General features: G+C 74.7%; 25 protein-coding genes, 1 tRNA gene and 1 other RNA gene. 16 read left to right on the forward strand and 11 right to left on the reverse strand.

The window, feature by feature from the left end:
• Positions 1 to 25 precede the first annotated feature (25 nt).
• Complete coding sequence (locus tag H596_RS0109125; RefSeq protein ID WP_027284627.1) at positions 26 to 253, forward strand: hypothetical protein; 228 nt, start codon at positions 26 to 28, stop codon at positions 251 to 253.
• Between the two features lie 27 nt (positions 254 to 280).
• The gene (locus tag H596_RS0109130; RefSeq protein ID WP_027284628.1) at positions 281 to 643 is read left to right on the forward strand and encodes a cell division protein ZapA; all 363 of its coding nucleotides are present in this window, start codon (positions 281 to 283) and stop codon (positions 641 to 643) included.
• Positions 644 to 694: 51 nt separating this feature from the next.
• Here the strand turns inward: H596_RS0109130 and ssrS are convergent.
• From ssrS to H596_RS0109150, 5 genes are all read right to left on the reverse strand, one after another.
• A non-coding RNA gene (gene ssrS / locus H596_RS23375) (6S RNA) lies at positions 695 to 853 on the reverse strand.
• Between the two features lie 49 nt (positions 854 to 902).
• A complete protein-coding gene (locus tag H596_RS0109135) occupies positions 903 to 1,271 on the reverse strand; it encodes a DUF2155 domain-containing protein (RefSeq protein ID WP_027284629.1) in 369 nt (122 codons plus the stop codon).
• Positions 1,268 to 1,480: a hypothetical protein gene (locus H596_RS0109140; RefSeq protein WP_027284630.1), complete on the reverse strand. Its 213-nt coding sequence runs from the start codon at positions 1,478 to 1,480 to the stop codon at positions 1,268 to 1,270. The genes H596_RS0109135 and H596_RS0109140 overlap by 4 nt, the downstream gene beginning before the upstream one ends.
• Complete coding sequence (mlaD, locus tag H596_RS0109145) at positions 1,477 to 1,968, reverse strand: outer membrane lipid asymmetry maintenance protein MlaD (RefSeq protein ID WP_027284631.1); 492 nt, start codon at positions 1,966 to 1,968, stop codon at positions 1,477 to 1,479. The genes H596_RS0109140 and mlaD overlap by 4 nt, the downstream gene beginning before the upstream one ends.
• A 34-nt stretch (positions 1,969 to 2,002) precedes the next feature.
• Positions 2,003 to 2,356 carry an NADH-ubiquinone oxidoreductase subunit NDUFA12 family protein gene (locus H596_RS0109150; protein ID WP_027284632.1) on the reverse strand — a complete coding sequence of 118 codons (354 nt, stop codon included), beginning with the start codon at positions 2,354 to 2,356 and terminating at the stop codon, positions 2,003 to 2,005.
• Between the two features lie 138 nt (positions 2,357 to 2,494).
• Here H596_RS0109150 and H596_RS0109155 point away from each other — a divergent pair, with 138 nt between their 5' ends.
• Genes H596_RS0109155 through H596_RS22880 form a run of 9 tightly spaced genes read left to right on the forward strand, consistent with a single transcriptional unit; the run spans position 2,495 to position 12,400 of the window.
• Positions 2,495 to 3,994 carry a TSCPD domain-containing protein gene (locus H596_RS0109155; protein WP_027284633.1) on the forward strand — a complete coding sequence of 500 codons (1,500 nt, stop codon included), beginning with the start codon at positions 2,495 to 2,497 and terminating at the stop codon, positions 3,992 to 3,994.
• A 33-nt stretch (positions 3,995 to 4,027) separates the two neighbouring features.
• Entirely contained in the window at positions 4,028 to 4,492 is a 465-nt protein-coding gene (locus tag H596_RS0109160; RefSeq protein ID WP_027284634.1) for a RidA family protein, read from the forward strand.
• A 20-nt stretch (positions 4,493 to 4,512) separates the two neighbouring features.
• Positions 4,513 to 5,658, forward strand: a complete 1,146-nt coding sequence (locus H596_RS0109165) for a GNAT family N-acetyltransferase (RefSeq protein WP_027284635.1) — start codon at positions 4,513 to 4,515, stop codon at positions 5,656 to 5,658.
• The gene (locus H596_RS0109170) at positions 5,655 to 6,527 is read left to right on the forward strand and encodes a DMT family transporter (RefSeq protein WP_027284636.1); all 873 of its coding nucleotides are present in this window, start codon (positions 5,655 to 5,657) and stop codon (positions 6,525 to 6,527) included. The genes H596_RS0109165 and H596_RS0109170 overlap by 4 nt, the downstream gene beginning before the upstream one ends.
• Before the next feature lie 9 nt (positions 6,528 to 6,536).
• Entirely contained in the window at positions 6,537 to 8,507 is a 1,971-nt protein-coding gene (locus H596_RS0109175; RefSeq protein ID WP_027284637.1) for a DNA/RNA helicase domain-containing protein, read from the forward strand.
• Positions 8,508 to 8,539: 32 nt separating this feature from the next.
• Positions 8,540 to 9,409, forward strand: a complete 870-nt coding sequence (locus H596_RS0109180) for an endonuclease/exonuclease/phosphatase family protein (RefSeq protein WP_037300682.1) — start codon at positions 8,540 to 8,542, stop codon at positions 9,407 to 9,409.
• Entirely contained in the window at positions 9,406 to 10,644 is a 1,239-nt protein-coding gene (locus H596_RS0109185; RefSeq protein WP_027284639.1) for an MFS transporter, read from the forward strand. The genes H596_RS0109180 and H596_RS0109185 overlap by 4 nt, the downstream gene beginning before the upstream one ends.
• Positions 10,641 to 11,519, forward strand: coding sequence for a polyphosphate kinase 2 family protein (locus H596_RS0109190; protein WP_027284640.1), 879 nt, complete (start codon positions 10,641 to 10,643; stop codon positions 11,517 to 11,519). The genes H596_RS0109185 and H596_RS0109190 overlap by 4 nt, the downstream gene beginning before the upstream one ends.
• Positions 11,516 to 12,400: a gamma-glutamylcyclotransferase gene (locus H596_RS22880; RefSeq protein WP_051212704.1), complete on the forward strand. Its 885-nt coding sequence runs from the start codon at positions 11,516 to 11,518 to the stop codon at positions 12,398 to 12,400. The genes H596_RS0109190 and H596_RS22880 overlap by 4 nt, the downstream gene beginning before the upstream one ends.
• 12 nt (positions 12,401 to 12,412) lie before the next feature.
• Here the strand turns inward: H596_RS22880 and H596_RS0109200 are convergent.
• Both H596_RS0109200 and H596_RS0109205 read right to left on the reverse strand, forming a co-directional pair.
• A tRNA-Pro gene (locus H596_RS0109200) sits at positions 12,413 to 12,486 on the reverse strand.
• A gap of 61 nt (positions 12,487 to 12,547) precedes the next feature.
• Positions 12,548 to 13,954, reverse strand: coding sequence for an FAD-binding oxidoreductase (locus H596_RS0109205; RefSeq protein ID WP_027284641.1), 1,407 nt, complete (start codon positions 13,952 to 13,954; stop codon positions 12,548 to 12,550).
• 107 nt (positions 13,955 to 14,061) lie between these two features.
• Here H596_RS0109205 and H596_RS0109210 point away from each other — a divergent pair, with 107 nt between their 5' ends.
• Positions 14,062 to 15,657 carry a GMC family oxidoreductase gene (locus tag H596_RS0109210; RefSeq protein ID WP_027284642.1) on the forward strand — a complete coding sequence of 532 codons (1,596 nt, stop codon included), beginning with the start codon at positions 14,062 to 14,064 and terminating at the stop codon, positions 15,655 to 15,657.
• On the opposite strand, the gene wecB is transcribed toward H596_RS0109210, so the two are convergent.
• Positions 15,638 to 16,750 carry a non-hydrolyzing UDP-N-acetylglucosamine 2-epimerase gene (gene wecB, locus H596_RS0109215; protein ID WP_027284643.1) on the reverse strand — a complete coding sequence of 371 codons (1,113 nt, stop codon included), beginning with the start codon at positions 16,748 to 16,750 and terminating at the stop codon, positions 15,638 to 15,640. The two genes, H596_RS0109210 and wecB, sit on opposite strands and share 20 nt — an antisense overlap.
• 166 nt (positions 16,751 to 16,916) lie before the next feature.
• Positions 16,917 to 18,686: an aminopeptidase P family protein gene (locus H596_RS0109220; RefSeq protein WP_027284644.1), complete on the reverse strand. Its 1,770-nt coding sequence runs from the start codon at positions 18,684 to 18,686 to the stop codon at positions 16,917 to 16,919.
• Positions 18,687 to 18,843: 157 nt separating this feature from the next.
• Between H596_RS0109220 and H596_RS20885 the strand changes: the two genes are divergently transcribed.
• On the forward strand, positions 18,844 to 19,179 hold the full coding sequence (locus H596_RS20885) for a DUF1127 domain-containing protein (protein WP_169579860.1): 336 nt from the start codon (positions 18,844 to 18,846) through the stop codon (positions 19,177 to 19,179).
• A 100-nt stretch (positions 19,180 to 19,279) separates the two neighbouring features.
• Positions 19,280 to 20,497 carry an MFS transporter gene (locus H596_RS0109230; protein WP_027284645.1) on the forward strand — a complete coding sequence of 406 codons (1,218 nt, stop codon included), beginning with the start codon at positions 19,280 to 19,282 and terminating at the stop codon, positions 20,495 to 20,497.
• Positions 20,498 to 20,526: 29 nt separating this feature from the next.
• Here the strand turns inward: H596_RS0109230 and galE are convergent, their stop codons facing one another.
• Together galE and H596_RS0109240 are read right to left on the reverse strand one after the other, a co-directional pair.
• A complete protein-coding gene (gene galE, locus H596_RS0109235; protein ID WP_027284646.1) occupies positions 20,527 to 21,525 on the reverse strand; it encodes a UDP-glucose 4-epimerase GalE in 999 nt (332 codons plus the stop codon).
• 26 nt (positions 21,526 to 21,551) lie between these two features.
• Entirely contained in the window at positions 21,552 to 22,361 is an 810-nt protein-coding gene (locus H596_RS0109240) for a squalene/phytoene synthase family protein (RefSeq protein WP_156910082.1), read from the reverse strand.
• Positions 22,362 to 22,465: 104 nt separating this feature from the next.
• On the opposite strand from H596_RS0109240, the gene H596_RS0109245 reads away from it, so the two are divergent.
• Together H596_RS0109245 and H596_RS0109250 are read left to right on the forward strand one after the other, a co-directional pair.
• Positions 22,466 to 23,104, forward strand: a complete 639-nt coding sequence (locus tag H596_RS0109245) for a superoxide dismutase (protein WP_027284648.1) — start codon at positions 22,466 to 22,468, stop codon at positions 23,102 to 23,104.
• 94 nt (positions 23,105 to 23,198) lie between these two features.
• Positions 23,199 to 23,429: IS630 transposase-related protein (locus H596_RS0109250; RefSeq protein WP_245583979.1), on the forward strand; the 231-nt coding region annotated here is incomplete at its 3' end.

The raw sequence follows: 23,429 nt of genomic DNA on the forward strand, positions 1-23,429 counted from the left end.
CGACAGGCCCCGCCGGGAGACGAGTTTGGCCGAGGACGACATCACGCTGCGCGCCGCCGAACGGCTGGAGGCCGCCGTGGAGCGCCTGATCCTGGCCATCGAGGAGCGCCTGACCGCCCCCTCCCCGCCGCCCGGCCCGAGCCCCGCCCCGCACCCGGAGATGGTCCCGCGCGCGGAGCTGGAGGCGCTGGCGCAGCGGCTCGACGAAACGCTCGCGCGCTTGCGCGCGGCCCTCGATGCGGGCGAAGGGTGAGGCGGTGAGCGGCAGGGAGGCGCGCCGATGGGGCAGGTGACGGTCCGCGTGAACGGCTACAGCCACACGATCGGCTGCAAGGACGGCGAGGAGCAGCACGTCCAGGACCTGATCGCCCAGATCGAGGAGAAGGTGCGGGTGATCCGCGCCATGGGCGGGCAGTTCAGCGAGGCGCGCATGCTGCTGCACGTGGCCCTGCTGCTGGCCGACGAGGCGAATGACCTGCGCATCGAACTCGCCCGGCTGCGCACCCAGGGCGCCCAGGCCGCCGCCGCGCCGCAGCTTCTCGCGCTGCCGCCCGAACCCCAGCCCGATCCGCGCCTCGCCGAGCGGCTGAGCCGCATCGCCGAGCGCATCGAGGGGCTCGCCCAAAGCCTGGAGAAGGGCTGAGCATCGAGAAGGGCTGACCCGCCCCGCCCTCGCCCGAGGCGGAAGGGTGGGCGCGAGGCCGCCCTGGCCGTTGGCGTCTGCATCCTCCCAAGGCCTGCCATAAGCAGGTGGGCGCCAGATGACCGGACCACGATCCGGCCAGCGCCAGCTCCCAGGAGTTGCGTATTGGCCCCGGGGATGTCTGTTGCCTGACGCACCGGGCCGCCTCGCCCCCACTAGGTAGGCCCGGGGGCCGCCGGGGGCAAGCGCCGCGCCCGCATCACCGGCAGCTCAGAATCCGGAGGTCATAGACCGGGTGCTCGAGCATGTTCACCGCCGGGGCCTCGGCGAACATCCAGCCGCGGAAGACGGGCCCGGCCCCGGGCGGGGCGAGGCTGTCGCTCACCTCCATGAAGGCCGCGGCGTCGGGCACCTCGTCGGGCGGGCGGGCGTGGCAGGCGCGCAGCAGGATGGTGAGCGTGCCGAAGCGCAGCGGCTGGCCCACCGTGGCGGTGAGCGTCGTCACCCGCGCCGTCACCTTGTCGAGGGCCTGGATCTGGCCGGTGCGGCGCTCCACCCAGCCCTGGGCGGAGGCGAGGCCGGGGGCGAGCAGCAGCAGGGCGGCCAGGACAATGCGAGCAGGGCTCATCGCCGGCGGGGGCTTTCGAGGGAGTCCACCAGCTCATGGAGGATGCGGCGCATCGCCCCCTCCTCCACCCCCATCAGCACCGCGTCCTCGAAGGCGTCCTGCAGCACCTGACGGGCCTCGGCGTGGTTCTCCGCCAGCATCTTGAGCTTCTCGCGGCAGGCGATGGGCTGGCCGTCGGCGCCCGGCCAGAGGGCGGGCGCGGCGCTCATCGCCGGGCCTCGCCCCCGCCCGCGCCGCCGCCGCCATTCATCTGCGTCACCGAGAAGATGAAGCGGCCGAGCAGGCTCTCCAGGCTGATGGAGCCCTGGGTCTCGGTGATGCGCCCGCCATCGGCCAGCACCGCATCGGCACCGCCCGGCACGATGGCGACATAGCGGCCGCCCAGCAGCCCTTCGGACTGGATTTCGGCGGAGGAATCGCGCGGCAGGCGCAAATCCGAGCGCACGCGCAGCGTCGCGACGGCCTGGAAGCTCTGCGGGTCGATGGCGAGGCCGGTCACGCTGCCCACCTTCACCCCGCCGATCCGCACATCCGCCCCCTCCGTCAGCCCGTCCACCCGGTCGAAGGCGGCGGTGAGGGTGATCCCGGAGGCGACGGGCGCGCGGCCGCCGAGCAGGATGGCGTAGCCGAGGAAGACGGCGGCGGTGGCGAGCACCACCGCGCCCATCATCACCTCCGCGAGGTTGCGGCCCTTCATCGGCGGATCCTGTTCATCGCGCGCAGATGGCGCCTCAGGCGCCCGGCGTCCAGGCCTCGTAGTCGCCCCCCGTGGGGCGGCGGCGGCCGCCGGCATAGTCGTGCCCGGCCGGGCGCCAGGCCCCGGGCGTGCCGGTCAGGTTGGGCTGGTGCGGCTTCTGCCAGGGGTGCTTCGGCGGCGGCAGGGGCGCATCCGTCAGGTGATGCAGCCAAGCGTGCCACTCCGGCGGCACGGAGGAGCTGTCCAGCCCCTTCGCCAGCGCCACGGTGCGGCGGCGGCGGTTGTACACCGGCTCCACGCGCCGCGACTCGTAGTAGCGGTTGCCGAACTGGTCCTGCCCGACCTTGCGGGCGAAGAGGCGGGTGGTCAGCAGCTCGATCGCGGACATGGCTTCAGTATCCCACAGTCCCGCGCCGGGGTCCAACCGGGGGTGGCCGCGCGTTATCCACAAGATGTTGTGGGTCAGCCCCGGATCGGACACCGCATCCGGCTTCCCGGCCGGGCGCGCCCGCGTTAGCCTCGCGCCATGGCCCGCTATCGTGGAACCCTCTGGGACGGGGTGGCGCTGCGGCGCACCCGCATCGGCGCGGACCCCGACGCGCCCCCCCGCGCCGTGGCCCTGCCCATCGGCTGGGAGGAGGAGGCTGCCGCCGCCCTGGCCGCCCTCGCCCCCGGGGCGGGGCCCGCCTCCCTGCCCCGGCTCGCCGAGGCGTGGATCGGCGCGGCGCTGGCGCGCGGCCGCAAGGCCGGGCTGGTGACGGAGCGCGAGGCCCCGCGCCTCGCCGAGGGCTGGCGCGCCCTGCTGCTGACCCGCCGCGGCGCCCCCGGGGCCGAGAGCTGGCGCGGCGAGGCCAAGGCCGAGCCCCGCTTCGTGCTGAACCTGCCCGCCTTCCTGGAGCCCGAGGGCGGTTTCGACATCGAGGGCTATGCCGAGGCCTGCGCGCTCGGCCTGCGCTTCCTCGACTGCGCCACCGCCGGCAAACCGGCGCGGCTGCGGCTCGGCTTCGCCGACCTCGCGGGCTGGCTGGCCGGGCTCGGCCTTCCCTATGACAGCCCGGGCGCGCGCGAGGCGGCGGCGGCCCTCGCCGCGCTGACCCGGGGTGCGGCCGAGGCCGAGAGCGGGCGGCTGGCCGAGCGACTCGGCGCGCGCGAGCCGGTGGCGCTGATCTGGCCCGAACCCCCGGCGGAAACGCCCGTGCCCGGGCTGGCCGCCGCCGCCCGTGCGGCACTGGACGCCGCCATGGCCTCGCCCGGGCTGCGGCACCGCAGCATCGTGGCCCTCGCGCCCCCGGACGCCGCCGAGGCGCTGCTGGGGGCCGAGACGGGCGGCATCGCCCCCGCCCCGGGCGCGACCCGCGCGGTCGAGACGCCCTCGGGCGTGGTGGATGTGCCTACCCGCGCCGCGCGCCGCTGCCCCGAGGGCCAGGTGGCCCGGCTGCTCGCGCCCGTCGGCGAGGCGGCGCGCCGGCGCATGCTGGAGACGGTGGCCCCCTTCCTCTCCGGCCCGGCCCCCGCCCCCGTCGCCCTGCCCGCGCCCCCGCGCCCCGCCCCGGCCCCGCGCCCCGCGCTGCGCCGCCAGCGCGGCCAGACGCTGCACGTCACCATCGGCGGGCAGCGCGTGGCGCTGCGCACCGCCGAAGAGGCGGGACAGTTGCGCGAGATCGCCTTCAGCCTGGCGCGCGAGGGCGCGACCACCCGCAGCCTGCTGGAGGCCTTCGCCCAGGCCGTCTCCATCGGTCTCGCGCGCGGCGTGCCGCTCGCGGAGTTCGTGGAGGCCTTCGCCTACACCCGCTTCGGCCCCTCCGGCGCGGTGGAGGGCGACCCCGACATCCCCCGCGCCACCTCGGTGCTCGACTGGGCCTTCCGCCGCCTCGCCCTCGACCATCTGGGCGCGGCCCTGCCCCAGCCGGAGGGGGAGGAGGGCGCCCCCGCCCGCAGCCCCGAGCCCGCGCCGCTGCTGCCGCTCGACCTGCCCAGCGCGCCCGAGCGGCGGCGCGGCCTGCGCGTCGTCGCCTCGGCGGGCTGAGCCCAGCCGCCTGAACGCCGGAAGGACATCGCCATGTCGAACGTGGAAGCGCGCCTCGCCGCCCTCGGCCTCGCCCTGCCGGAGCCCGCCGCGCCGGTGGCCAACTATGTCGGCTTCACGGTGAGCGGAAAGACGATCTACGTCTCTGGCCAGGTGCCCTGGAAGGACGGAAAGATCCATCCGGTCGGCCAGGTGGGGGCCGAGATTTCGGTGGAGGAGGCGAAGCAGGCCGCCGCGCTCTGCTTCCTCTATGTGCTCGCCCAGGCCAGGGCGGCGGCGGGCGGGGATCTCGACCGGGTGGCGCGGGTGCTGCGCATCACCGGCTATGTGAACAGCGCGCCCGGCTTCGGCGGCCAGCCCGCGGTGGTCAACGGCGCCTCCGACTTGGCCGTCGCCGCCTTCGGCGAGGCGGGGCGGCATGCGCGCAGCGCGGTGGGGGTGAACGCCCTGCCCGGCGGCGCGGCGGTGGAGGTCGAGGCGATCCTGGAACTCGCCTGATCCGCCCCACATCCGGGGCCATGGACGGCTCTCCCCTCACCCTCACCCTGCACCGCGCCATCGCCGAGATCGGCGCGGCGGAATGGGACGCCTGCGCCGGCGACAACCCCTTCACCTCGCACGCCTTCCTCTCCGCGCTGGAGGATTCGGGCAGCACGGGGCCGCGCACCGGCTGGCTGCCGCAGCATGTGGCGCTGCGCGACGCCGCGGGCACGCTCCTCGCCTGCGCGCCCTGCTACGCCAAGGCGCACAGCTATGGCGAATACGTCTTCGACCATGGATGGGCCGACGCCTTCGAGCGCGCGGGCGGGCGCTACTACCCCAAGCTGCAGGTCGCCTCGCCCTTCAGCCCGGTGCCCGGGCCCAGGCTGCTGCGCCGGCCGGGCGTGCCGGTGGCCGCGCTCGCGCAGGCGCTGCGCCAGGCGATGGAGGCGCTGGACTGCTCCTCCGTCCATGTCACCTTCTGCACGCGCGAGGAATGGGCGGCGCTGGGCGCCTGCGGCTGGCTCTTGCGCATCGGCGTGCAGTTCCACTGGCACAACCGGGGCTATGGCAGCTTCGAGGACTTCCTCGCCGCGCTGTCGGCCCGCAAGCGCAAGGCGCTGCGGCGCGAGCGGCGCAGCGTGGCCGAAAGCGGCCTCGTCCTGCGCACGCTGCGCGGACCGGAGGTGACGGCCGCGCAGTGGCAGGCCTTCCATCGCTTCTACCGCAACACGGTGGATGCGCGCTGGGGCAGCGCCTATCTCACGCCGCGCTTCTGGCCGCTGCTGGGCGAGCGGCTGGGCGAGCGCGTGGTGCTGATGTGGGCCGAGCGCAACGGCGAACCCGTGGCCGGAGCCTTGAACCTGCTGGGGCGGGACGCGCTCTACGGCCGCAACTGGGGCGCGGCCGAGGAGGTGCCCTTCCTGCATTTCGAGCTGTGCTATCTGCGCGCCATCGAGTTCGCCATCGAACACGGGCTGCCGCGCGTCGAGGCGGGGGCGCAGGGCGAGCACAAGATCGCGCGCGGCTATCTGCCGGTGGAGACCTGGTCGGCGCATCTGATCCGCCACGCCGGGCTCGCGCGCGCGGTGGCGGATTTCCTCGAGGCCGAGCGCCCGGCCGTGCGCGCGCGCATGGCCGCGCTGATGGAGCATTCCCCCTATCGCCGCGAGGGGGAGGGGTGATCCTCGCCCACGCGCAGCTCGCGCTCAGCATGGCGCTGGTGGGCGCCAATGTCGGCGTGGCGAAGCTGCTGGCCGAGCAGCTCCCCATCGCGATGATCGCCTGCCTGCGCTGCCTGCTGGCGGTGGCCATCCTCTGGCCGCTGGCGCGCGCGATCGAGGGGCGGGTGCGCGTCGCGCCCGCGCAGAAGCGGAACCTGTTTCTCCAGGCGCTGTTCGGCACGGCGATCTACAATGCGGGGCTGCTCGCGGGGCTCAGGCTGACCTCGGCGCTGGAGGGCGGGCTCGTGCTCGCCACCCTGCCTGCGGTGGTGGCGCTCGGCAGCTTCCTGTGGCTGCGGGAGCGGCTGCTGCCCCGGCAATGGCTGGCGGCGGGGCTCGCGGGGCTCGGCATGGCGGCGATCACGCTCGCCCGGCTTGGCGGCGAGGGCGCGGGGGGCGCCTCGGCGCTGGGCAACCTGCTGGTCTTCGCGGGCGTGTGCGGCGAGGCGATCTATGTGCTGCTGGCCAAGCGCATCGCGGGGGTGGTGCCGGTCTTCACCGCCTCGCTGTGGATGCAGGTCTTCTCGGCCGCGGTGCTGCTGCCCTTCGCCCTGCCCGACTGGGAGGCCGCCGCGGCGCTGGCCGACCCCGCGCTGGTCGGGCTGCTGCTGTTCCACTCCGTGACGGCGAGCGTGCTGTGCCTGCTGCTGTGGTTCCAGGGCTTGAAGCGCGTCAGCGCGGGTGTGGCGGGCGTCTTCACCGCCTTCCTGCCGGCGAGCGCGGCCGCCACGGCGGTGCTGTTCCTGGGCGAGGCCTTCGGCGCCATCCACGCGGCGGGCTTCCTGCTGATGACGGCGAGCGTGTTGCTGGCGGCCTGGCCGCGGCGATAGCGTCAGGCCATGCAGCCCTGGCTTGAGCTGAGCGTGCCGGAGTTCCTCGCCGCCTCGCCCGAGGAGGTGGCCGCCCGCCTCGCCCATGCCCAGGCCGCCCGCCACGCCATGCTCGAACTGACTCAGCGGACCGCCTGGGAGGATCTCGCGCGTGGGCTCCAGGCCGCACTCGCCGCGCCTGCCTGCGCGGGCTGGACGGTGATGCTCGAATACGACCTCCTGCGCCTGCACAAGCGCCTGGACGCGGTCGTGCTGACCGACCGCGCGGTCATCGCGATCGAGTGGAAGAATCACGCGCGCGGCGTCGCGCGCGCCGATCTGCGGCAGGTGGAGGATTACGCGCTCGATCTCCACGACTTCCACGCCGGCTGCCGCGCCCACCCCGTCGTGCCGCTGCTCGTCGCGACCGACGCGCCGCCCACGCCCTTTGCCGCGCCGCTGCTCTGGCAGGGCGTGCTGCCGCCAATGGCCTGCAACGCGGCGGAACTCGGCGCGCGGCTCGCCGCGATCGAGGCCGCGATCGGCCCACCCGCCGTGCCGCTCGACGCGCGCGCCTGGCGCGCCGCGCCCTACCGCCCCGTGCCCTCCGTGCTCGAGGCGGCCCAGATGCTCTTCGACCGCCACCGCAGCGCGGAGATGACGAGCGCGCGCGCGGATGCGGCGAACCTGACGCGCACGACCGAGGCCGTGGCCCGCGCCATCGCGCGCGCCGAGGCCGAGCAGGCGCGCATCGCCGTCTTCGTCACGGGCATCCCCGGCGCGGGGAAGACGCTCTGCGGCCTCAACATCGTCTTCGGCGCGCTGCGCGGGCATGGCGCGGCCTTCCTGACCGGCAACGCGCCGCTGGTCGCCGTGCTGCGCGAGGACCTGCGCCGGCGCGGCGGCGGCGGGCGCGACCACGCGCGCACCGCGCTGCAGAACGTGCACCGCTTCCTCGAGCATCACGTGACGCGGCCCACGGAGGTGCCGGAGGCGCGCATCATCGTCTTCGACGAGGCGCAGCGCGCCTGGGACGCGGCCCAGGCCACGCGCGACACGCAGCGGCGGGTGAGCCGCCTCACCATGAGCGAGCCCGCGCACACGCTCGAGATCATGGCGCGCCATCCGGGCTGGTCGGTCATCGTGGCGCTGATCGGCAACGGGCAGGAGATCAACACGGGCGAGGCGGGCCTCGCCGAATGGGGCCGCGCCATCGCCGCGCAGGGCGGCTGGCGCGCCCTCGCCGCGCCGCGGGCCCTCGAAGCCGCCGAGCCCGCGCAGCGGCTCGCCGAGGGCCATCCGCCCTGGCTCGACATTGACCCCGCGCTCGACCTCGCCGTGCCCATGCGCAGCGTCCGCGCGCCGCTTGGCGCGGCCTGGGTGGACGCGGTGCTGCGGGGCGACGCGCCGGCCGCGCGCGCGATCGCGGCGGAGGGCGCGCTGCCCTACCTGCTCACGCGCGACCTCGGGGCGCTGCGCGCCGGGCTGCGGCGCCTCGCGCGCGGCGAGCGGCGCGCGGGGCTCGTCGCCTCCTCGGGGGCCAAGCGCCTGCGCGCCGAGGGGCTCGGCGTGCAGACCGGCGCCGTCGAGCGCTGGTTCCTCGACCGGTGGCCCGATGTGCGTGCCTCGGACGCGCTCGAGACCTTCGCCACCGAATACGATTGCCAGGGCCTCGAGCTCGACGTCGTGGGCCTCGCCTGGGGCGGCGATCTGCGGCGCGGGACGGCGGGATGGGAGCCGCGCGCTTTCGTCGGCACGCGCTGGCAGGCGGTGCGCAAGGCCGAAGACCGCGCCTTCGTCGTGAACAGCTACCGCGTGCTGCTGACCCGCGCGCGCTACGAGACGCTCATCTGGGTCCCGCTGGGGAGCCCCGAAGAGGACCCTTTCCACGACGCGACGCGCCCGGCGCGGGAGATGGACGCGATCGCCGCCTTCCTGCTCGACTGTGGCGTGCGCCCGCTCGCGCTGTCCGACGAGGGGGGCGCGCGGACCCTCCTCTGACGCGCGCGGCGGTTTCGCGCCACACTGCGCCGATGCGTGCCATCTTCGTACTGCTCGCCCTCCTCCTCGCCGCGCCGCTGCAGGCCGCCGAGCTCAAGCTCGCCACCTGGAACATCGCCTGGCTCACGCTCCGCCCCGCGACGGACGAGCTGCTGCCGCGCAACCTCACCCCCCGCCAGCCGGGGGATTTCGCGCGCCTCGCCGACTATGCGCGGCGGCTCGATGCGCATGTGGTGGCGCTGCAGGAGGTGGACGGCGCCGAGGCCGCGGCCCGCGTCTTCGACCCGCGCGAGCACCAGTTCTTCTTCACCCGCGAGAACGACGTCCAGCGCACCGGCTTCGCCGTGCGGCGGGGGATCACGGCCACGCAGAACGAGGATCTCGCCGGCCTCGACCTCGTGCCCGAGGCGCGCTTCTCCCAGCGCCGCGGGGCCGACATCACGATCGAGGCGAACGGGCGGCGGCTGCGCCTGCTCTCCATCCACCTCAACGCCGGCTGCCGCGAGGGGCCCATGCAGGCCAGCCGCAGCCGCGAGTGCGAGAACCTGCTGCGCCAGTCCGAGGTGCTGGCGCGCTGGATCGGCGAGCGGCGGCGCGAGGGCGTGGCCTTCGCGATCCTGGGCGACTTCAACCGCCGCATGGACCACCCGCGCGACGAGATGAGCGCGCTCCTCGCCGCTGCGGCGCCGCTCGCGCGCGCCACGGAGGGCGCCTCAAACCCCTGCTGGGCCGACGCGCGCGGGGGGCGGCCCTTCATCGACCACATCCTCCTCGGCGGCCCCGCGCGCGACTGGCTGCAGCGCGGCAGCCTGCGCGTGATGGTCTATGCCGAGCGCGAGCCCGCCTTCCGCGACCGCCTCTCGGACCACTGCCCCGTCAGCGTGCGGCTTCGCCTCTCGTGAGGGATTTCGCGCGCATCACCCTGCCGCTCGCGGCGGTGAACTTCCTCAACCAGGCGAGCCGCGCGGTGCTCGCCCTGATCGGCCCGCTGCTGGCGGTGGAGTTCGCGCTCTCCGCCTCCGATCTCGGCCTGCTCGCGGCGGTGTTCTTCGTGGCCTATGCGGCGGCGCAGCTTCCGGTGGGCGTGGCGCTCGACCTCTACGGCGCGCGACGGGTGCAGACGGTGCTGGCGCTGACGGCCGCGGCGGGCTTCGCGCTTTGCGCGCTGGCCGCGGGGCCGGTGGCGCTTGGCCTCGGGCGCTTTGTCACGGGGGTCGGCATCTCGGCCGGGCTGATGGCCATGCTGAAGGCCAATGCGCAGTGGTTCCCCAAGGCGCGCGTGGCGGCGCTGACGGGCAGCGGCGTCTTCGTCGGCGCGCTGGGCGGGATGATGGCGACGCTGCCGCTGCAATCCCTGCTGCCGCTGCTGGGCTGGCGCGGCGGCTTCGCGCTGCTCGCGCTGCTGGCCTGCGCGATCGCGGCCTGGATCTGGTTCTCGCTCGAGGATGCGCCGCCAGGCTGGACGCCGCCGCCGCGCCGGGGCCTCGCGGCCGAGATCGCGGCCTTCGGGCCGATCTTCCGCCACCCCTATTTCCTGCGCTTCGTCCCGGCCATCATGGTGCTTTCGGGGATGAACTTCGTCTATCAGGGCCTCTGGGCGGGCCCCTGGCTGCGCGACGTGGCGGGGCTCGGCGAAGCGGCGCGGGCGGTCGTCCTGTTCTGCTACGCGGGCGGCATGGCGCTCGGCTCCTTCGGCGCCGGCCAGGCGGCGAGCTTCCTACAGGCGCGCGGCGCCTCGCCCATGCTGGTGCCGCTGCTGGGGATGGGCGCGCAGTTCCTGCTGCAGCTTCTGTTCATCCTGCACCCGCCGGGGGCGCTGGCCTGGCTCTGCCTCGCCTGGTTCCTCTTCGCCTTCTGCGGCTCATCGGGCCCCGCCGGCTACGCGGCGGTGGGCCAGCGCTTCGGGCCCGAGCTCGCGGGGCGCGTGGCCACCGCCATCAACGGCGCGATGCTCGTGCTGGTGTTCGTGCTGCAATACGCGATCGGCGCCATCCTCGACCTCTGGCCCCGCACGGCGACGGGCGGCTGGGACGCGACCGGCTACGCCTGGGCGATGGGGCTGACCGTGCTGCTCCAGGCGGCGAGCCTGTTCTGGGCTTGGCGCGCCGGGGCGGCGCTGCCAGCATCGCGCGCATGAGCCAGCGCGCCGACGCCACCCTCGCCCGTTTCCGAATCGAGAGCGGCAAGGGCTTCCGCCTGAAGGACCACGACCCGGCGGGCAAGCACGGCCTCACCATCGGCAAGGACGACGCGCCGGAGCTGCTGCGCCAGGGCGTCGAGCGCCTGGCGGAGCTGCAGGACAAGCTCTACGCCCAGGACCGCTGGGCGGTGCTCTGCCTGTTCCAGGCCATGGACGCCGCCGGCAAGGACGGCACCATCAAGCACGTCTTCAGCGGGGTGAACCCGCAGGGCTGCTTCGTGACGAGCTTCAAGGCCCCCTCCCCCGCCGAGCTCGACCAGGATTTCCTGCGCCGCCACATCGCGCATCTGCCGCGCCGCGGCGAGATCGCGATCCACAACCGCTCCTGGTACGAGGAGGTGCTGGTGGTGCGCGTGCATCCGCGCATCCTCGCCGCCCAGCGCCTGCCCGAGCGGATGGTGACGCGGCGCATCTGGAAGGAACGGCTCGAGGACATCGCGGCCTTCGAACGCTACCTCGCGCGGCAGGGCGTGGTGCTGCTGAAGTTCTTCCTCAACGTCTCGCGCGAGGAGCAGCGCGCGCGCTTCCTCGAACGCCTCGACCAGCCCGAGAAGAACTGGAAATTCTCCGCGAGCGACGTGGCCGAGCGCCGCCACTGGAAGGACTACATGCACGCCTATGAGGAGGCGATCCGCGCCACCGCCGCCCCGCACGCGCCCTGGTGGATCGTGCCGGCGGACCGCAAATGGCTCACCCGCCTCATCGTGGTGGGCGCCATCGTGCAGGCGCTGGAAGGGCTCGATCTGCGCTACCCGGTGCTGAGCGAGGCCGAGCGCGCGGCGCTGGCCGAGGCGCGGGCGGCGCTGGCATGACGCTCTACTTCGGCTACGGCTCCAACCTCGACGCGGAGGACTGGGCCGGCTTCTGCGCGCGCCGGGGCTTCGCGGGGGCGCGGCTCGAGCCCCTCTCCACCGCCCTGCTGCTCGACGAGGCGCTCGCCTTCGACCGCTTCGCCGCCTCGCGCCAGGGGGGCGCGCTGAACCTGCGCCCCGCGCCGGGCCAGGCGGTGGAGGGCGTGCTGTTCGAGGCGAACGATGCGGCGCTGGCCGCGCTCGACGCGAAGGAGGGCGCGCCCTTCACCTGCCGGCGCACCCCCTGCCATGTGGTGCTGCCCGACGGGACGGTGCGCGCGGCGATGACCTATCGCGCGGCGCCCGAGCGCTTCCACCGCCCGCACCCGCACTACCTCTCGGTGGTGCGGCGCGGCCAGGCGGCGCACGGCATCCCCCACGCGATGATGGAGGCCGCCGCCGAGGATCGCCCCGCGCCGCTCACCATCGCCCACCTCTTCGTCTATGGCACGCTGATGGAGGGCGAAGCGAACGCGCATCACCTCGCGGGCCTGCCGCGCCTTCCGGGCCGCATCCGCGCCGTGCTGCACGATGTGGGCCCCTACCCGGCGGTGCGGCTCGGCGAGGGCGAGGTGCGGGGCGAGGTGGTGGAACTCCCCCTCGAACGTCTCGCGGGCATGGACGCGCTGGAGGGCGCGCCGCCCGGCGGCGCGCCGGGCGGGCATTACCGGCGCAGCGTTCTGCCCGTGGCCACGCCGCGGGGCGTGCTGCGCGCCTATGTCTATCTGATGGAGGAGGCCGCGCGCTTCCCGCGCATCGAGACCGGCGACTGGCGCAGCAAGCCCGACCGCCTCGCCGCCTGGGCCGCATACGCGGCGCGCACGCCGGAAGCGGAGAGGTAGCGGGCGCGCACATCGGGGCGGCGGGATTCGAACCCACGACCTCCTGTACCCAAAACAGGCGCGCTACCAGGCTGCGCCACACCCCGTCGCGGCGGTTTTAGGCGGGGCGCGCGCCTTCCGTCCACCGGGGTTGCGCCGCACGGCGCGTCACGGCAGCAGCTTGCCCGGGTTCATCCGCCCCTCGGGGTCGAGCACCGCCTTGATCGCGCGCATCACGTCGAGCGCCACGGCGGGCTTCAGCGCCGCCATGGCCGCGCGCTTGGATTGACCGATGCCGTGCTCGGCCGAGAAGCTGCCGCCGAGTTCCACCGCGATCTCGCCCACCTCCTCCTCGAAGCGCGGCGCGCGCGCGGCCCATTGCGCGTGGCTCAGCCCGGGCGGGGCCTGCAGCGAGAGGTGGATGTTGCCATCGCCCATGTGGCCGAGCGCCACCATGCGGCCCTCGGGATAGGCGCGCGCGATCAGCCCCGCCACGCGCTCCAGGAAATCGGGGATGCGCGAGACGGGCACGGAGGTGTCGGTGGGCAGGCCCGGCGCCTCGCGCCGCGCGCATTCGGGGAAATCCTCGCGGATGGCCCAGAGGTTGCGGCGCTGCGCCTCGGTCTCGCACAGCACCACCTCCTCCGCCTCGCCGGCCTCGATGCCGGCCATCAGCGCGCCCTCCAGCGCCGCGCGCACGGGGATGGCGGCGTGCGGGCTCGCGCACTCCACGAGGCAATACCACTCCGCCGCGAGCGGCATGGGCTGGCGCAGCCCCGCACCGTGGCGCAGCGCGATCTCGATGCAGAGGCGGTGGATCAGCTCGAAGGCCACGAGCTCCGCCCCGCATTCCTGGCAGCGCGCGAGCAGCGCGAGCGCCGCGCGCGGGGAGCGCACGGCCACCAGCGCCGTCTCGCGCAGAACCAGGCGCGGAAAGAGCTTGAGCGAGGCCGCAGTGATGACGCCGAGCGTGCCCTCCGCGCCGATGAACAGGTGGCGCAGCGCATAGCCCGAATTGTCCTTCCGCACGCGGCGCAGATCATCGAGCACGCGCCCGTCGGGCAGCACCACCTCGAGGCCGAGCACGAGGTCGCGCGCATTGCCGTAGCGCAGGGTGCGGATGCCGCCCGCATTGGTGGAGAGCGCGCCGCCGATCATGGCGCTTCCCTGCGCGCCGAAATGCAGCGGGAAGAGCCGGCCCGCCGCCTCGGCCGCCTGCTGCACCGCCTCCACCGTGCAGCCCGCCTCGGCGATCAGGGAGTTGTCCAGCGCGTCCACCTCGCGCAGGCGGTTGAGCCGCTCGAGGCTCAGCACCACGCTGGGCGGGCCCTCGGCGAGCGGCACGGCCGCCCCGCAGAGCGAGGTGCGCCCGCCCGCCGGCACGACGGCGAGCCCGAGCCGCGCGCAGAGGCGCAGCGCGGCGCTCACCTCGGCGGTCGTGCCCGGGCGCAGCACGGCGAGCGGCGCGCCGCGATAGACGCCGCGCCAGTCCACCGCATAGGGCGCGATCTCCGCCTCCTCGCGCAGCACGGCGGCGGGGCCGAGAGTGTCGCGCAGCGCATCGAGCGGGGCCATGGGGATTCCTCCTGCGCGTCAGGACAGGCGCGCCGCGCCCGCGCGTCAAGCCGTTGACCGCGCCGCCCCGGCCCGCGACCATCGCGGCAAAGGCGGAGGAAGCGGCGATGGATGAGACCGACGTGGTGGTGATCGGCTCGGGCTCGGCGGGCAGCGCGGTGGCAGGAAGGCTCTCCGAAATCCCGGGCCTGCGCGTGACGGTGATCGAGGCCGGCAGCACGGATTCCAACATCTGGCTGCATGTGCCCATCGGCTACGCCAGGACCATGTACCACCCCACCATCTCCTGGAATTACGAGACGGAGGCCGAGCCGCATCTGGGCGGCCGGCGCATCCCCTGGCCGCGCGGGCGGGTGCTGGGCGGCTCCTCGGCCATCAACGGGCTCATCTACATCCGCGGCCAGGCCGAGGACTACGACATGTGGCGGCAGATGGGCTGCGTGGGCTGGGGCTTCGAGGACTGCCTGCCCTACTTCAAGCGCGCCCAGCGCCAGGAACGCGGCCCCTCCGCCCTGCACGGCGCCGATGGCCCCCTCTCCACCACCGACCTGCGGGACAAGGGCGTGCTCTCGCAGGCCTTCATCGAGGCCGCGCTCGAACTCGGCTTCCCCCGCAACGACGACTTCAACGGCCCGAGCCAGGAAGGCGCGGGCTGGTACCAGGTGACGGTGCGCGACGGCTTCCGCTGCTCCGCCGCCACCGCCTATCTCAAGCCGGCGGTGAAGGCGGGGCGCGTGCGCCTCATCACCGACGCGCAGGTGACGCGAATCCTGATCGAGGGTGGCCGCGCCGTGGGCGTCGAATACCGCCAGGGCGCCGAGACGCGGGTGCTGCGCGCGGCGCGCGAGGTGGTGCTCTCGGGCGGCGCGATCAACTCGCCGCAGGTGATGATGCTCTCGGGCCTCGGCCCCGCCGCGCATCTGCAGGAGATGGGCATCCCCGTGCTGCGCGACATGCCCGAGGTCGGCCGCAACCTGCAGGACCATTTCCAGGCGCGGCTGATGTACCGCGCGAACGCGCGCGTCTCGGTGAACGAGGTGCTGGGCTCCTGGCTCGGCATGGCGCGCACCGGGCTGCAATACCTGCTGGCGCGCCGCGGCCCGCTCACCTTCGCCGCCGGCACCTCGGGCCTCTTCGCGCGCGTGCTGCCGCAGAGCGCGACGCCGGACGTGCAGCTCCACTTCATCCCCTGGAGCGCGGACAGCGTGAAGGAGGGGCTGCACAGATGGCCGGGCTTCACCATCAGCGTCTGCCAGCTCCGCCCCGAGAGCCGCGGCGCGCTCACCCTCGCCTCGCCCGATCCGCTGGCCAAGCCGCGCATGTTCGCCAATTACCTGGCCACCGAGACGGATCGCCGCTGCATGACCGAGGGCGTAAAGCTCGGCCGCAGGCTCGCGCGCAGCCGCGCGCTCGGGCGCTTCGTGGAGAGCGAGCACGCGCCCGGCCCCGCCGTGCCCGACACGGACGAGGCGCTGCTCGCCTTCGCGCGGGAGAAGGGCGGCACCATCTACCACCCCACCAGCACCTGCCGCATGGGCGCGGACGAGCGCAGCGTGGTGGATGTGGAGCTGCGCGTGCGCGGGGTGGAGCGGCTGCGCATCGCCGACGCCTCCATCATGCCCGCGGTGGTCAGCGGCAACACCAATGCGGGCTGCATCATGATCGGCGAGCGCTGCGCCGATTTCATCCGGCGGGCCGCGTGAGCAGGCTCTCGGCGATGCGCGCCGCCGCGCGCCCGTCGCCATAGGGGTTGCCGGCCCGCGCCATGGCCGCCCAGGCGGCCGGATCGTCGAGCAGCCGCGCCGCCTCGGTCGCCAGCCGCTCCGGATCGGCGCCGACGAGGCGCGCCGTGCCGGCGGCGATGGCCTCGGGCCGGTCGCTCCTCTCGCGCGCCACCAGCACGGGGCGGCCGAGGCTCGGCGCCTCCTCCTGCACGCCGCCGCTGTCGGTGACGATGAGATGGGCCCGGCGCATCAGCCAGACGAAGGCCGCGTGCGGCTGCGGCGGCAGCAGATGCACGCGCGGATGCCCGCCCAGCGCGGCGCGCAGCGGCGCCTCGGCGGCGGGGTTGAGGTGCAGCGCCACCACCACCTCCACATCCCCCCGCGCGGCGAGGCGCAACAGACCCTGCGCGATGCGCGCGAGGCCGCCGTCCAGGCTCTCGCGCCGGTGGCCGGTGACGAGGATCATGCGCCGCGCGGGGTCGAGGAAGGCGAAGCGCGCGGCCATCTCCGGAGCGGCCGCCGCCCGCGCGGCCACCCAGACCAGCGCGTCGATGCCGGTGTTGCCCGTCACCTCCACCGCCCCGGGCGCGATCCCCTCGCGCGCGAGGTTCGCCGCGGCCAGCGGGGTGGGCGCGAAATGCCGCCGCGCCAGCCGCGCGATGACGCTGCGGTGCATCTCCTCCGGCCAGGGCGAGAGCGGGTCATGGGTGCGCAGCCCCGCCTCGACATGCGCCACCGGCACCCGGGCGTAGAAGCCCGCCAGCGCGCCGGCGAAGGCCGTCGCCGTGTCGCCCTGCACCACCAGCCAGTCGGGGCGCGCGGTGCGGAGCCAGGCCTCCACCCCCGTCAGCACCGCCGCCGCCAGCGCGGCGAGGCCCTGGCCCGGGCGCATGAGCGCGAGGTCCGCATCCGGCGCGAGGCCGAAGCCCGCCAGCGCCTCGTCCAGCAGATCGCGGTGCTGGCCGCTGGAGAGAAGGGAGCAGCGCACGCCCTCCCGCCCCCTGAGTTCCAGGATCAGCGGGGCGAGCTTGATGGCCTCGGGCCGTGTGCCGACAAGGCAGGCGATGTGCATGCGGGCCGGTCCCTCGCCGCAGCCGGGGCGTCCAGATTAGGGCGGGCGGCGGGCCGAGGGGAGGGTGAGGCCCCCTCCGCCCGGCGGGCGCTGCATGGCCCCGCTGCGGCGCGCCGCCGCCCGCCGACCCGGCGTGCCCGGCGCCTCCGGCGGGATGCCGCCGGTATCACAGCGGCGCCGCCTCCGCCTCCAGCCAGGCCCGCGCGCCCTCGCCGAGCAGCGGGCCGATCTCCGCGCGCACCCGGGCGTGGTAGGTGTTGACCCAGTCGCGCTCGGCGGGGGAGAGCCGGGCGGGCTCGATCAGCGCGCGGCAATAGGGGGCGAGGGTCAGCGTCTCGAAGCAGAGGAAGGGCTTGGCCTGATCGGGCAGGGCCGGGGCGGGCTGCACCAGCAGCAGATTCTCGATGCGGATGCCGTAATGGCCCGGCAGGTAGAAGCCCGGCTCGTCGGAGAGGATCATCCCCGCCTTGATGGGCACCGGCTTGGCGGCGCGGCTGAAGGCCACCGGCCCCTCGTGCACCGAGAGGAAGCTGCCCACGCCGTGCCCGGTGCCGTGGTCGTAGTCGAGGCCCATCTCCCACAGCGGACGGCGCGCGATGGCGTCGAGGTGCGGCCCCGCCACGCCCTCGGGGAAGCGCAGCGTGGCCAGGGCGATGTGCCCGCGCAGCACGGCGGTGTAGCGGGCGCGCAGCGCCTCGGGCGCCGGGCCGGGGCCGGTCCAGAGGGTGCGGGTGATGTCGGTGGTGCCGTCGGGATACTGGGCGCCGCTGTCGATCAGGTAGCACTCGCCGGGCCCGATCGCGCGGTCCGTCGCGGGTGTTGCGCGGTAGTGCACGATCGCCCCGTTCGGCCCGCTGCCGGAGATGGCGGGGAAGGCCTCGGCCACGAAGCCCGGTCGCAGCCGGCGCAGATCGAGCAGATGGCGGGCGGCGGCGATTTCGGTGAGCCCGCCCTTGGGCGCCTCGGCGGCGAACCAGGCGAGGAACTCCGCCATGGCCGCCGCATCGCGCCGGTGCGCGGCGCGGGCGCCGGCCTGTTCCACCGGGTTCTTCGTGGCGCGCGGCAGGCGGCAAGGATCATCGCCCGCCACCACCTCCGCCCCCGCCTCGCGCAGCCGGGCGAAGAACCAGGCGGGCGTGGCCTCCGGATCGAGCCGCAGCTTGCGCCCCTTCAGCGCCGCCAGCGCCTCGGGCAGGGCGGAGCGGTCGCGCACGGCCACCCGTGCGCCGAGATGGGCGCGCGTCGCCTCCGGCACCCGCTCCGGCGCGTGCAGGAAGAACTCCGCCGAGGCGTCGGCGCGCAGCAGGCAGAAGCCGAGGGCGAGCGGCGTGTGCGCGAGATCGCCGCCGCGGATGTTGAGCAGCCAGGCGACGGAGTGCGGGTCGGCCAGCAGGCAGGCGTCCTCGCCGGCGGCGCGGAGCTCGGCCGCCGCCGCCTCGCGCTTCGCCTCGGCCGCGACGCCCGCCTCCTCCAGCCGATGCGCCAGAACGGGGGCGGCGGGGGGTGCGGGCCGGTCGGTCCAGACCATGTCCACCGGGTTGCGCGGCAGCGGCACGAGGCTGACGCCGGCGAAGCGGGCCAGCGCGGCCTCGGCGTGCAGCCAGGGGTCATAGCCGATGCGCCGGCCCGGGGCGTGGCGGCGGAGCCATTCGGCGGGCGGCTCCTCGGTGATGTGGCGGCGCTCCCACAGCGCCGGGTCGGTCTCGGCGGCGAGCTGGGTGGTGTAGCGGCCATCGGTGAACACCGCCGCGCGGTCCATCAGCACCACGGCGAGCCCCGCGCTGCCGGTGAAGCCGGTGAGCCAGGCGAGGCGCTCGGCCGAGGGGGCCACATATTCGCCCAGGAACTCGTCGCCGCGCGGCACGAGCACGCCCTCCACCCCCAGCTCGGCCAGGGCGGCGCGCAGGGCGGCGAGGCGGCGGGCGGGCTCGGTCATCTGTCGCTGATCCGTCATTAACGCATGTGTCCACAATAAGGCATGCGCCTATCGCATGCGAGCCGCAGAGACTTCGCGCGCCCGGCCCGCGCTGTTTCCTCCTACATCACCGTCATCCGGGCGGCGAGGCCGCCCCTCCCAAAGACGGATGGATTCCATGAACTCCCGCATCACCCCGGCCGAGGCCGCGCTGCTGATGCCTCTGGCCACCCCGCGCCGCCCCAGCGAGGCGGAGCAGATCGAGGCGATCATCGCCGAGGCGCGCCGCGCCCGCGACGCCGCTCTGGCCGAACGCATCGCCGGCTTTTTCCGCGGCCTGCGCGAGATCCTGACCACGCTGCGCCGCCGCCGCGAGACGATCGAGGAGCTGCGCGCGCTCAGCGATCGCCAGCTCAAGGACATCGGCGTGGCGCCGGGCAACATCGCCGCGGCCGCCGCGAACGCCACGCCGCTGCCGGCGAACGACCTGGCCGGGACCCGCCACGCGGCCTGAACGGGCCTCGTCGGTCGCTTCCGCCCCGCGCCGGGTGCATGACGGACCCGGCGCGGCCTTGCCTTGCGCATCGCGGACCGAGACGGTCCGATAGCGGCGCATGAGCCGCCCCGCCCCCTCCCCCCGCGCGATCCTCTGGATCGCCATCCTCTCGGCGGCGGCGACGGCCAGCCTCGCCATGGGCATCCGGCAGACCTACGGGCTGCTGCTGCTTCCTCTCGCCGCCGAACAGGGCGTGGCGCCCTGGGCCTTCGGGCTTGCGGTGGCGCTGCACAACCTGGTCTGGGGCGTCGCCCAGCCCGCCTCGGGCGCGATGGCGGACAAGCACGGCTCGGGCCGCGTGATGGCGGCGGGCGGGCTGTTCTACGCGCTGGGCTGCGGGCTGCCGGCGCTCTGGCCTTCCAACACCGCCGTGCTGCTGGGCATCGGCCTCTTCTCCGGCATCGGGGTGGCCTGCGCGGGCACGGGCCTCGCCCTCGCCGCCATCGGCCGCCTCGCGCCGCCCGAGAAGCGGGGCGAGTACATCGGCATCGCGAGCGCGGGCGGCTCGCTGGGCCAGGCGGCCATGGTGCCCGTCACCTTCGCCTCCATCGGCTGGTTCGGCGCCACCGGGGCGCTGGCGATGCTGGCGCTGGCCGCGCTCGTCATCGTGCCGGTGGCGCGCAACATCGAGTGGCGCGCCACGCCGCGCAGCGGCCCGCCGGCGGCAGGGCTCGCGGGGCTTCCGGCGCTGGCCCGGCGCGCGCTGGCGGATCGCGACTTCGCCCTGCTCACCGGCGGCTTCTTCGCCTGCGGCTTCCAGCTCGCCTTCCTCACCACCCATCTGCCCTCGCACCTCTCGCTCTGCGGCATGCCGGCGGATCTCGGCATGACGGCGCTGATGCTGATCGGGCTGTTCAACATCCCCGGCTCCTGGGCCTGCGGCTGGATTTCCTCGCGCGTGAAGCCCGAGGCGGCGCTGGGCTTCATCTACCTGCTGCGCACCGTGGCCATCGCGCTCTTCGCCGCCGCCACGCCCAGCGCCTGGGGGACGATGCTCTTCGCCGCCGTGATGGGCTTCGTCTGGCTCGGCACCGTGCCGCTCACCAGCGCGGCCATCGCGCGGCGCTTCGGCGTGGGCGATCTCGGCGCGCTCTACGGCGTGTGCTTCTTCAGCCACCAGATCGGCGGCTTCCTGGGCGCGGGTGCGGGGGCGCTGCTCTTCTCGGCGGTGGGCAGCTACGCGGCCTTCTGGCCGGTGATGGTGGCGGTGGGTCTGCTCGCCTCGGTGCTCAACTGGATGACCCGGGCGCCGGGGGCGCGGGCCGCGGCGGTGTGATGCGGCCGGCGTTCACGCCGGCCGGTTGATCAGGCCGCCGCGCGGGTGCGGTAGCCCTTGGGGTTGGCCGCGTGCCAATTCCAGGCGCTGCGCACGATCTCGTCCAGCGCGGCGTGGCGCGGGGCCCAGCCCGTCTCGGCCCGCAGCTTCGCCGAGGAGGCGACGAGGGCCGGCGGATCGCCCGCCCGGCGGGGGCCGTTCTCGTGCGGCACCGGCCGGCCGCTGACGCGCTCCACCGCCGCCATCACCTCGCGCACGGAATGGCCCGCGCCATTGCCGATGTTGTAGCGCACCGAACCGTGCTCGAGCCGCGGCAGCACCGCGATGTGCGCGGCCGCAAGGTCCATCACATGCACGTAGTCGCGCACCGCCGTGCCGTCCTTCGTGGCGTAGTCGGTGCCGAAGACGTGCAGCGGCGGCAATTCGCCCAGCGTGGCGAGGATGGCGCGGGGGATGAGGTGCGTCTCGGGCTCATGGTCCTCGCCGGCGCGGCCGGCCGGGTCCGCGCCCGCGGCGTTGAAGTAGCGCAGGCTCGCGGAGCGCAGCCCGTGCGCGCCCTCCGCCCAGGCCAGCGCCTGCTCCACCATCAGCTTCGAGAGGCCATAGGGGTTCACCGGGGTGGTCGGCGCCTCCTCGGTGATGGGCACGCTCTCGGGCACGCCGAACACCGCGGCGGTGGAGGAGAGCACGAATTTCCGGCAGCCCGCGCGCACCGCCGTCTCGGCCAGCGCGAGCGAGTTCGAGACGTTCTCGCGGCAGTAGCGCAGCGGGTCCTTCATGCTGTCGCCCACCAGCGAGAGCGCGGCCATGTGGAACACCGCCTCGAAGCGCCAGGCGGCGAAGACCTCCTCCACGCGCCGGCGTTCGGCGAGGCTCGCCTGCACCAGCTCCGCCCCCGGCGGCACGGCGGCGCGATGCCCCGTGCTGAGATCGTCGAGCACAACGACCTGATGCCCCGCATCGAGCAGGGAGAGCACCACATGGCTGCCGACATAGCCGGCGCCGCCGGTCACCAGGAAACGCGACATGCGCTGAACACTCCGATGGAGCGCATCTAGCCACGGATTGTGGCGCGATTCCGTTGCCTTCCCGCCAGAAACCCGGCGCGCGCCACCGCGAGCCGGTCCATCAGGCCGCGCCGCGCCTCCCGCCCGCGGGCGAGCCGCGCGAGATCGCGCCGCGCGAGCACGAGCGGCAGGGCGGCGGCGATGGCCGCGCCAGGCAGCGCCGAGAGATCGGGCGCGGGGGGTGCGGCGGCCGCGAGGGCGCGGATGGCGGGCGCGAGCCGCGCGGGATCGGCCAGGGCCGCGGCGGGCTCCACCGCATCCGCCGGCAGCAGGCAGCGCCCCCGCGCGGCGAGGCCCGGCGCGGCGCGCAGCACGCCCGCGAGCCCGTAGAGCATCCCCGCCTCCTGCAGCGCGGGCAGCAGCGCCGCGGGCGCGCCGAGCGCCCGGCCCGCCGCCACGCACCACCCCCCCGCCGTGCCGCGCAGATAGGCGTGGAAGGCGGGGGTGGAGGGGAAGCCTTCCTCCTCCGCCTCGGCCTCGCGCGCCTCGGCCATGGCGATCAGATCCGGCGCGTGCAGCGCGCCCGCGGCGATGGCGGCGTGCAGCGGCGCGGCCAGCTCATGCGCGCGCGGGGCGCGGCCGGCGGCCGCCTCCTCCACCGCCTCGCGCCACCAGGTGAGGCGGATGAGCGCGGCGAGCGGATTCGTCGCGGCCTCGCGCGCCCGGGCGAGCTCGTGGTTGTAGGCGATGAGCAGGAACAGCGCCTCGCGCCGCGCGGGCGGGGCGAAGAGGGCGCAGAGGAAGCGGTCCGGATCGTGCCGGCGCGCGATCTCGCCGGGGCGGCTCAGCTCGGGCATCCCGGCGCCTCATGGGGGCGGGCAGGCGCTTGCGCAAGCGGTTGACGCTGCGCGCGCCCCCGCCTTACCTCCCGCCCCGAGAACCATCCCGCGGGAGAGACGCGATGCCCTTCAGCCTTCCCCCCCTGCCCTACGCCACCGGCGCGCTGGCCGCCCAGGGCATGTGCCAGGAGACGCTCGAGCTCCATCACGGCAAGCACCACAACGCCTATGTCACGGCGCTGAACGGGCTGATCGAGAGCAAGGGCCTCGCCGGCAAGACGCTGGAGCAGATCGTCGCCGAGGCCGGCCAGGCCGGCGCCGAGGGGCTGCCCGTGCTGAACCAGGCCGGCCAGCACTGGAACCACATCCTGTTCTGGCAGGTCATGTCGCCCAATGGCGGCGGGGACAAGCTGCCGGCGAAGCTCGCGGCCAAGATCGACAGCGACCTCGGCGGGCTCGCGGCCTTCAAGGAGGCCTTCAAGCAGGCCGGCGTGACGCAGTTCGGCTCGGGCTGGTGCTGGCTGATCGTCCGCCCCGACGGCAAGCTCGCCGTCACCAAGACGCCCAATGGCGCGAACCCGATCAGCACCGGCGAGGGCACGCCCATCCTCGGCTGCGACGTGTGGGAGCACGCCTACTACCTCGACTTCCGCAACGTGCGGCCGAACTATCTCGACAACTTCCTGAACAAGCTGGTGGACTGGGCGGTGGTCGAGAGCCTGATGGAGCAGGGCGGGCTGAAGAGCGGCCAGAGCGCCTAGAGCCATTTCACATCGACCGGAATCGCGATCGGGGATTCCGGCACGGCGCTGATGTGTGATTCATCGGTCTCCGGAGCTGAAACCGGAGGCAGCGATGACATGGCGATCTGGCCAGGCATATTCGCAGGATCTGCGTGAGCGCGTGTTGGCGGCGGTGGACGGTGGACTGCGCGTGCGCGAGGTGGCGCCGCTGTTCCGGGTGAGCATCTCCTACATCTACAAGGCGCTGGCGCGCCGTGCGGCGACGGGGGCGACCACCGCTTCGGCGCGTGGTGGCGCGCGGCGCAAGGCGGTGCTGGCCGGGCATGAGGCGGCGCTGCTGGCG

It is taken from the genome of Rubritepida flocculans DSM 14296, from assembly GCF_000425365.1.
GTDB lineage: Bacteria > Pseudomonadota > Alphaproteobacteria > Acetobacterales > Acetobacteraceae > Roseococcus > Roseococcus flocculans.

Excerpts from the sequence above, each read along its gene's own strand:
- H596_RS0109130 (WP_027284628.1), top strand. The coding sequence starts at position 281 with ATGGGGCAGGTGACGGTCCGCGTGAACGGCTACAGCCACACGATCGGC.
- H596_RS0109135 (WP_027284629.1), bottom strand. The coding sequence starts at position 1,271 with ATGAGCCCTGCTCGCATTGTCCTGGCCGCCCTGCTGCTGCTCGCCCCC.
- H596_RS0109140 (WP_027284630.1), bottom strand. The coding sequence starts at position 1,480 with ATGAGCGCCGCGCCCGCCCTCTGGCCGGGCGCCGACGGCCAGCCCATC.
- mlaD (WP_027284631.1), bottom strand. The coding sequence starts at position 1,968 with ATGAAGGGCCGCAACCTCGCGGAGGTGATGATGGGCGCGGTGGTGCTC.
- H596_RS0109150 (WP_027284632.1), bottom strand. The coding sequence starts at position 2,356 with ATGTCCGCGATCGAGCTGCTGACCACCCGCCTCTTCGCCCGCAAGGTC.
- H596_RS0109155 (WP_027284633.1), top strand. The coding sequence starts at position 2,495 with ATGGCCCGCTATCGTGGAACCCTCTGGGACGGGGTGGCGCTGCGGCGC.
- H596_RS0109160 (WP_027284634.1), top strand. The coding sequence starts at position 4,028 with ATGTCGAACGTGGAAGCGCGCCTCGCCGCCCTCGGCCTCGCCCTGCCG.
- H596_RS0109165 (WP_027284635.1), top strand. The coding sequence starts at position 4,513 with ATGGACGGCTCTCCCCTCACCCTCACCCTGCACCGCGCCATCGCCGAG.
- H596_RS0109175 (WP_027284637.1), top strand. The coding sequence starts at position 6,537 with ATGCAGCCCTGGCTTGAGCTGAGCGTGCCGGAGTTCCTCGCCGCCTCG.
- H596_RS0109180 (WP_037300682.1), top strand. The coding sequence starts at position 8,540 with ATGCGTGCCATCTTCGTACTGCTCGCCCTCCTCCTCGCCGCGCCGCTG.
- H596_RS0109190 (WP_027284640.1), top strand. The coding sequence starts at position 10,641 with ATGAGCCAGCGCGCCGACGCCACCCTCGCCCGTTTCCGAATCGAGAGC.
- H596_RS22880 (WP_051212704.1), top strand. The coding sequence starts at position 11,516 with ATGACGCTCTACTTCGGCTACGGCTCCAACCTCGACGCGGAGGACTGG.
- H596_RS0109205 (WP_027284641.1), bottom strand. The coding sequence starts at position 13,954 with ATGGCCCCGCTCGATGCGCTGCGCGACACTCTCGGCCCCGCCGCCGTG.
- H596_RS0109210 (WP_027284642.1), top strand. The coding sequence starts at position 14,062 with ATGGATGAGACCGACGTGGTGGTGATCGGCTCGGGCTCGGCGGGCAGC.
- wecB (WP_027284643.1), bottom strand. The coding sequence starts at position 16,750 with ATGCACATCGCCTGCCTTGTCGGCACACGGCCCGAGGCCATCAAGCTC.
- H596_RS0109220 (WP_027284644.1), bottom strand. The coding sequence starts at position 18,686 with ATGACCGAGCCCGCCCGCCGCCTCGCCGCCCTGCGCGCCGCCCTGGCC.
- H596_RS20885 (WP_169579860.1), top strand. The coding sequence starts at position 18,844 with ATGAACTCCCGCATCACCCCGGCCGAGGCCGCGCTGCTGATGCCTCTG.
- H596_RS0109230 (WP_027284645.1), top strand. The coding sequence starts at position 19,280 with ATGAGCCGCCCCGCCCCCTCCCCCCGCGCGATCCTCTGGATCGCCATC.
- galE (WP_027284646.1), bottom strand. The coding sequence starts at position 21,525 with ATGTCGCGTTTCCTGGTGACCGGCGGCGCCGGCTATGTCGGCAGCCAT.
- H596_RS0109240 (WP_156910082.1), bottom strand. The coding sequence starts at position 22,361 with ATGCCCGAGCTGAGCCGCCCCGGCGAGATCGCGCGCCGGCACGATCCG.
- H596_RS0109245 (WP_027284648.1), top strand. The coding sequence starts at position 22,466 with ATGCCCTTCAGCCTTCCCCCCCTGCCCTACGCCACCGGCGCGCTGGCC.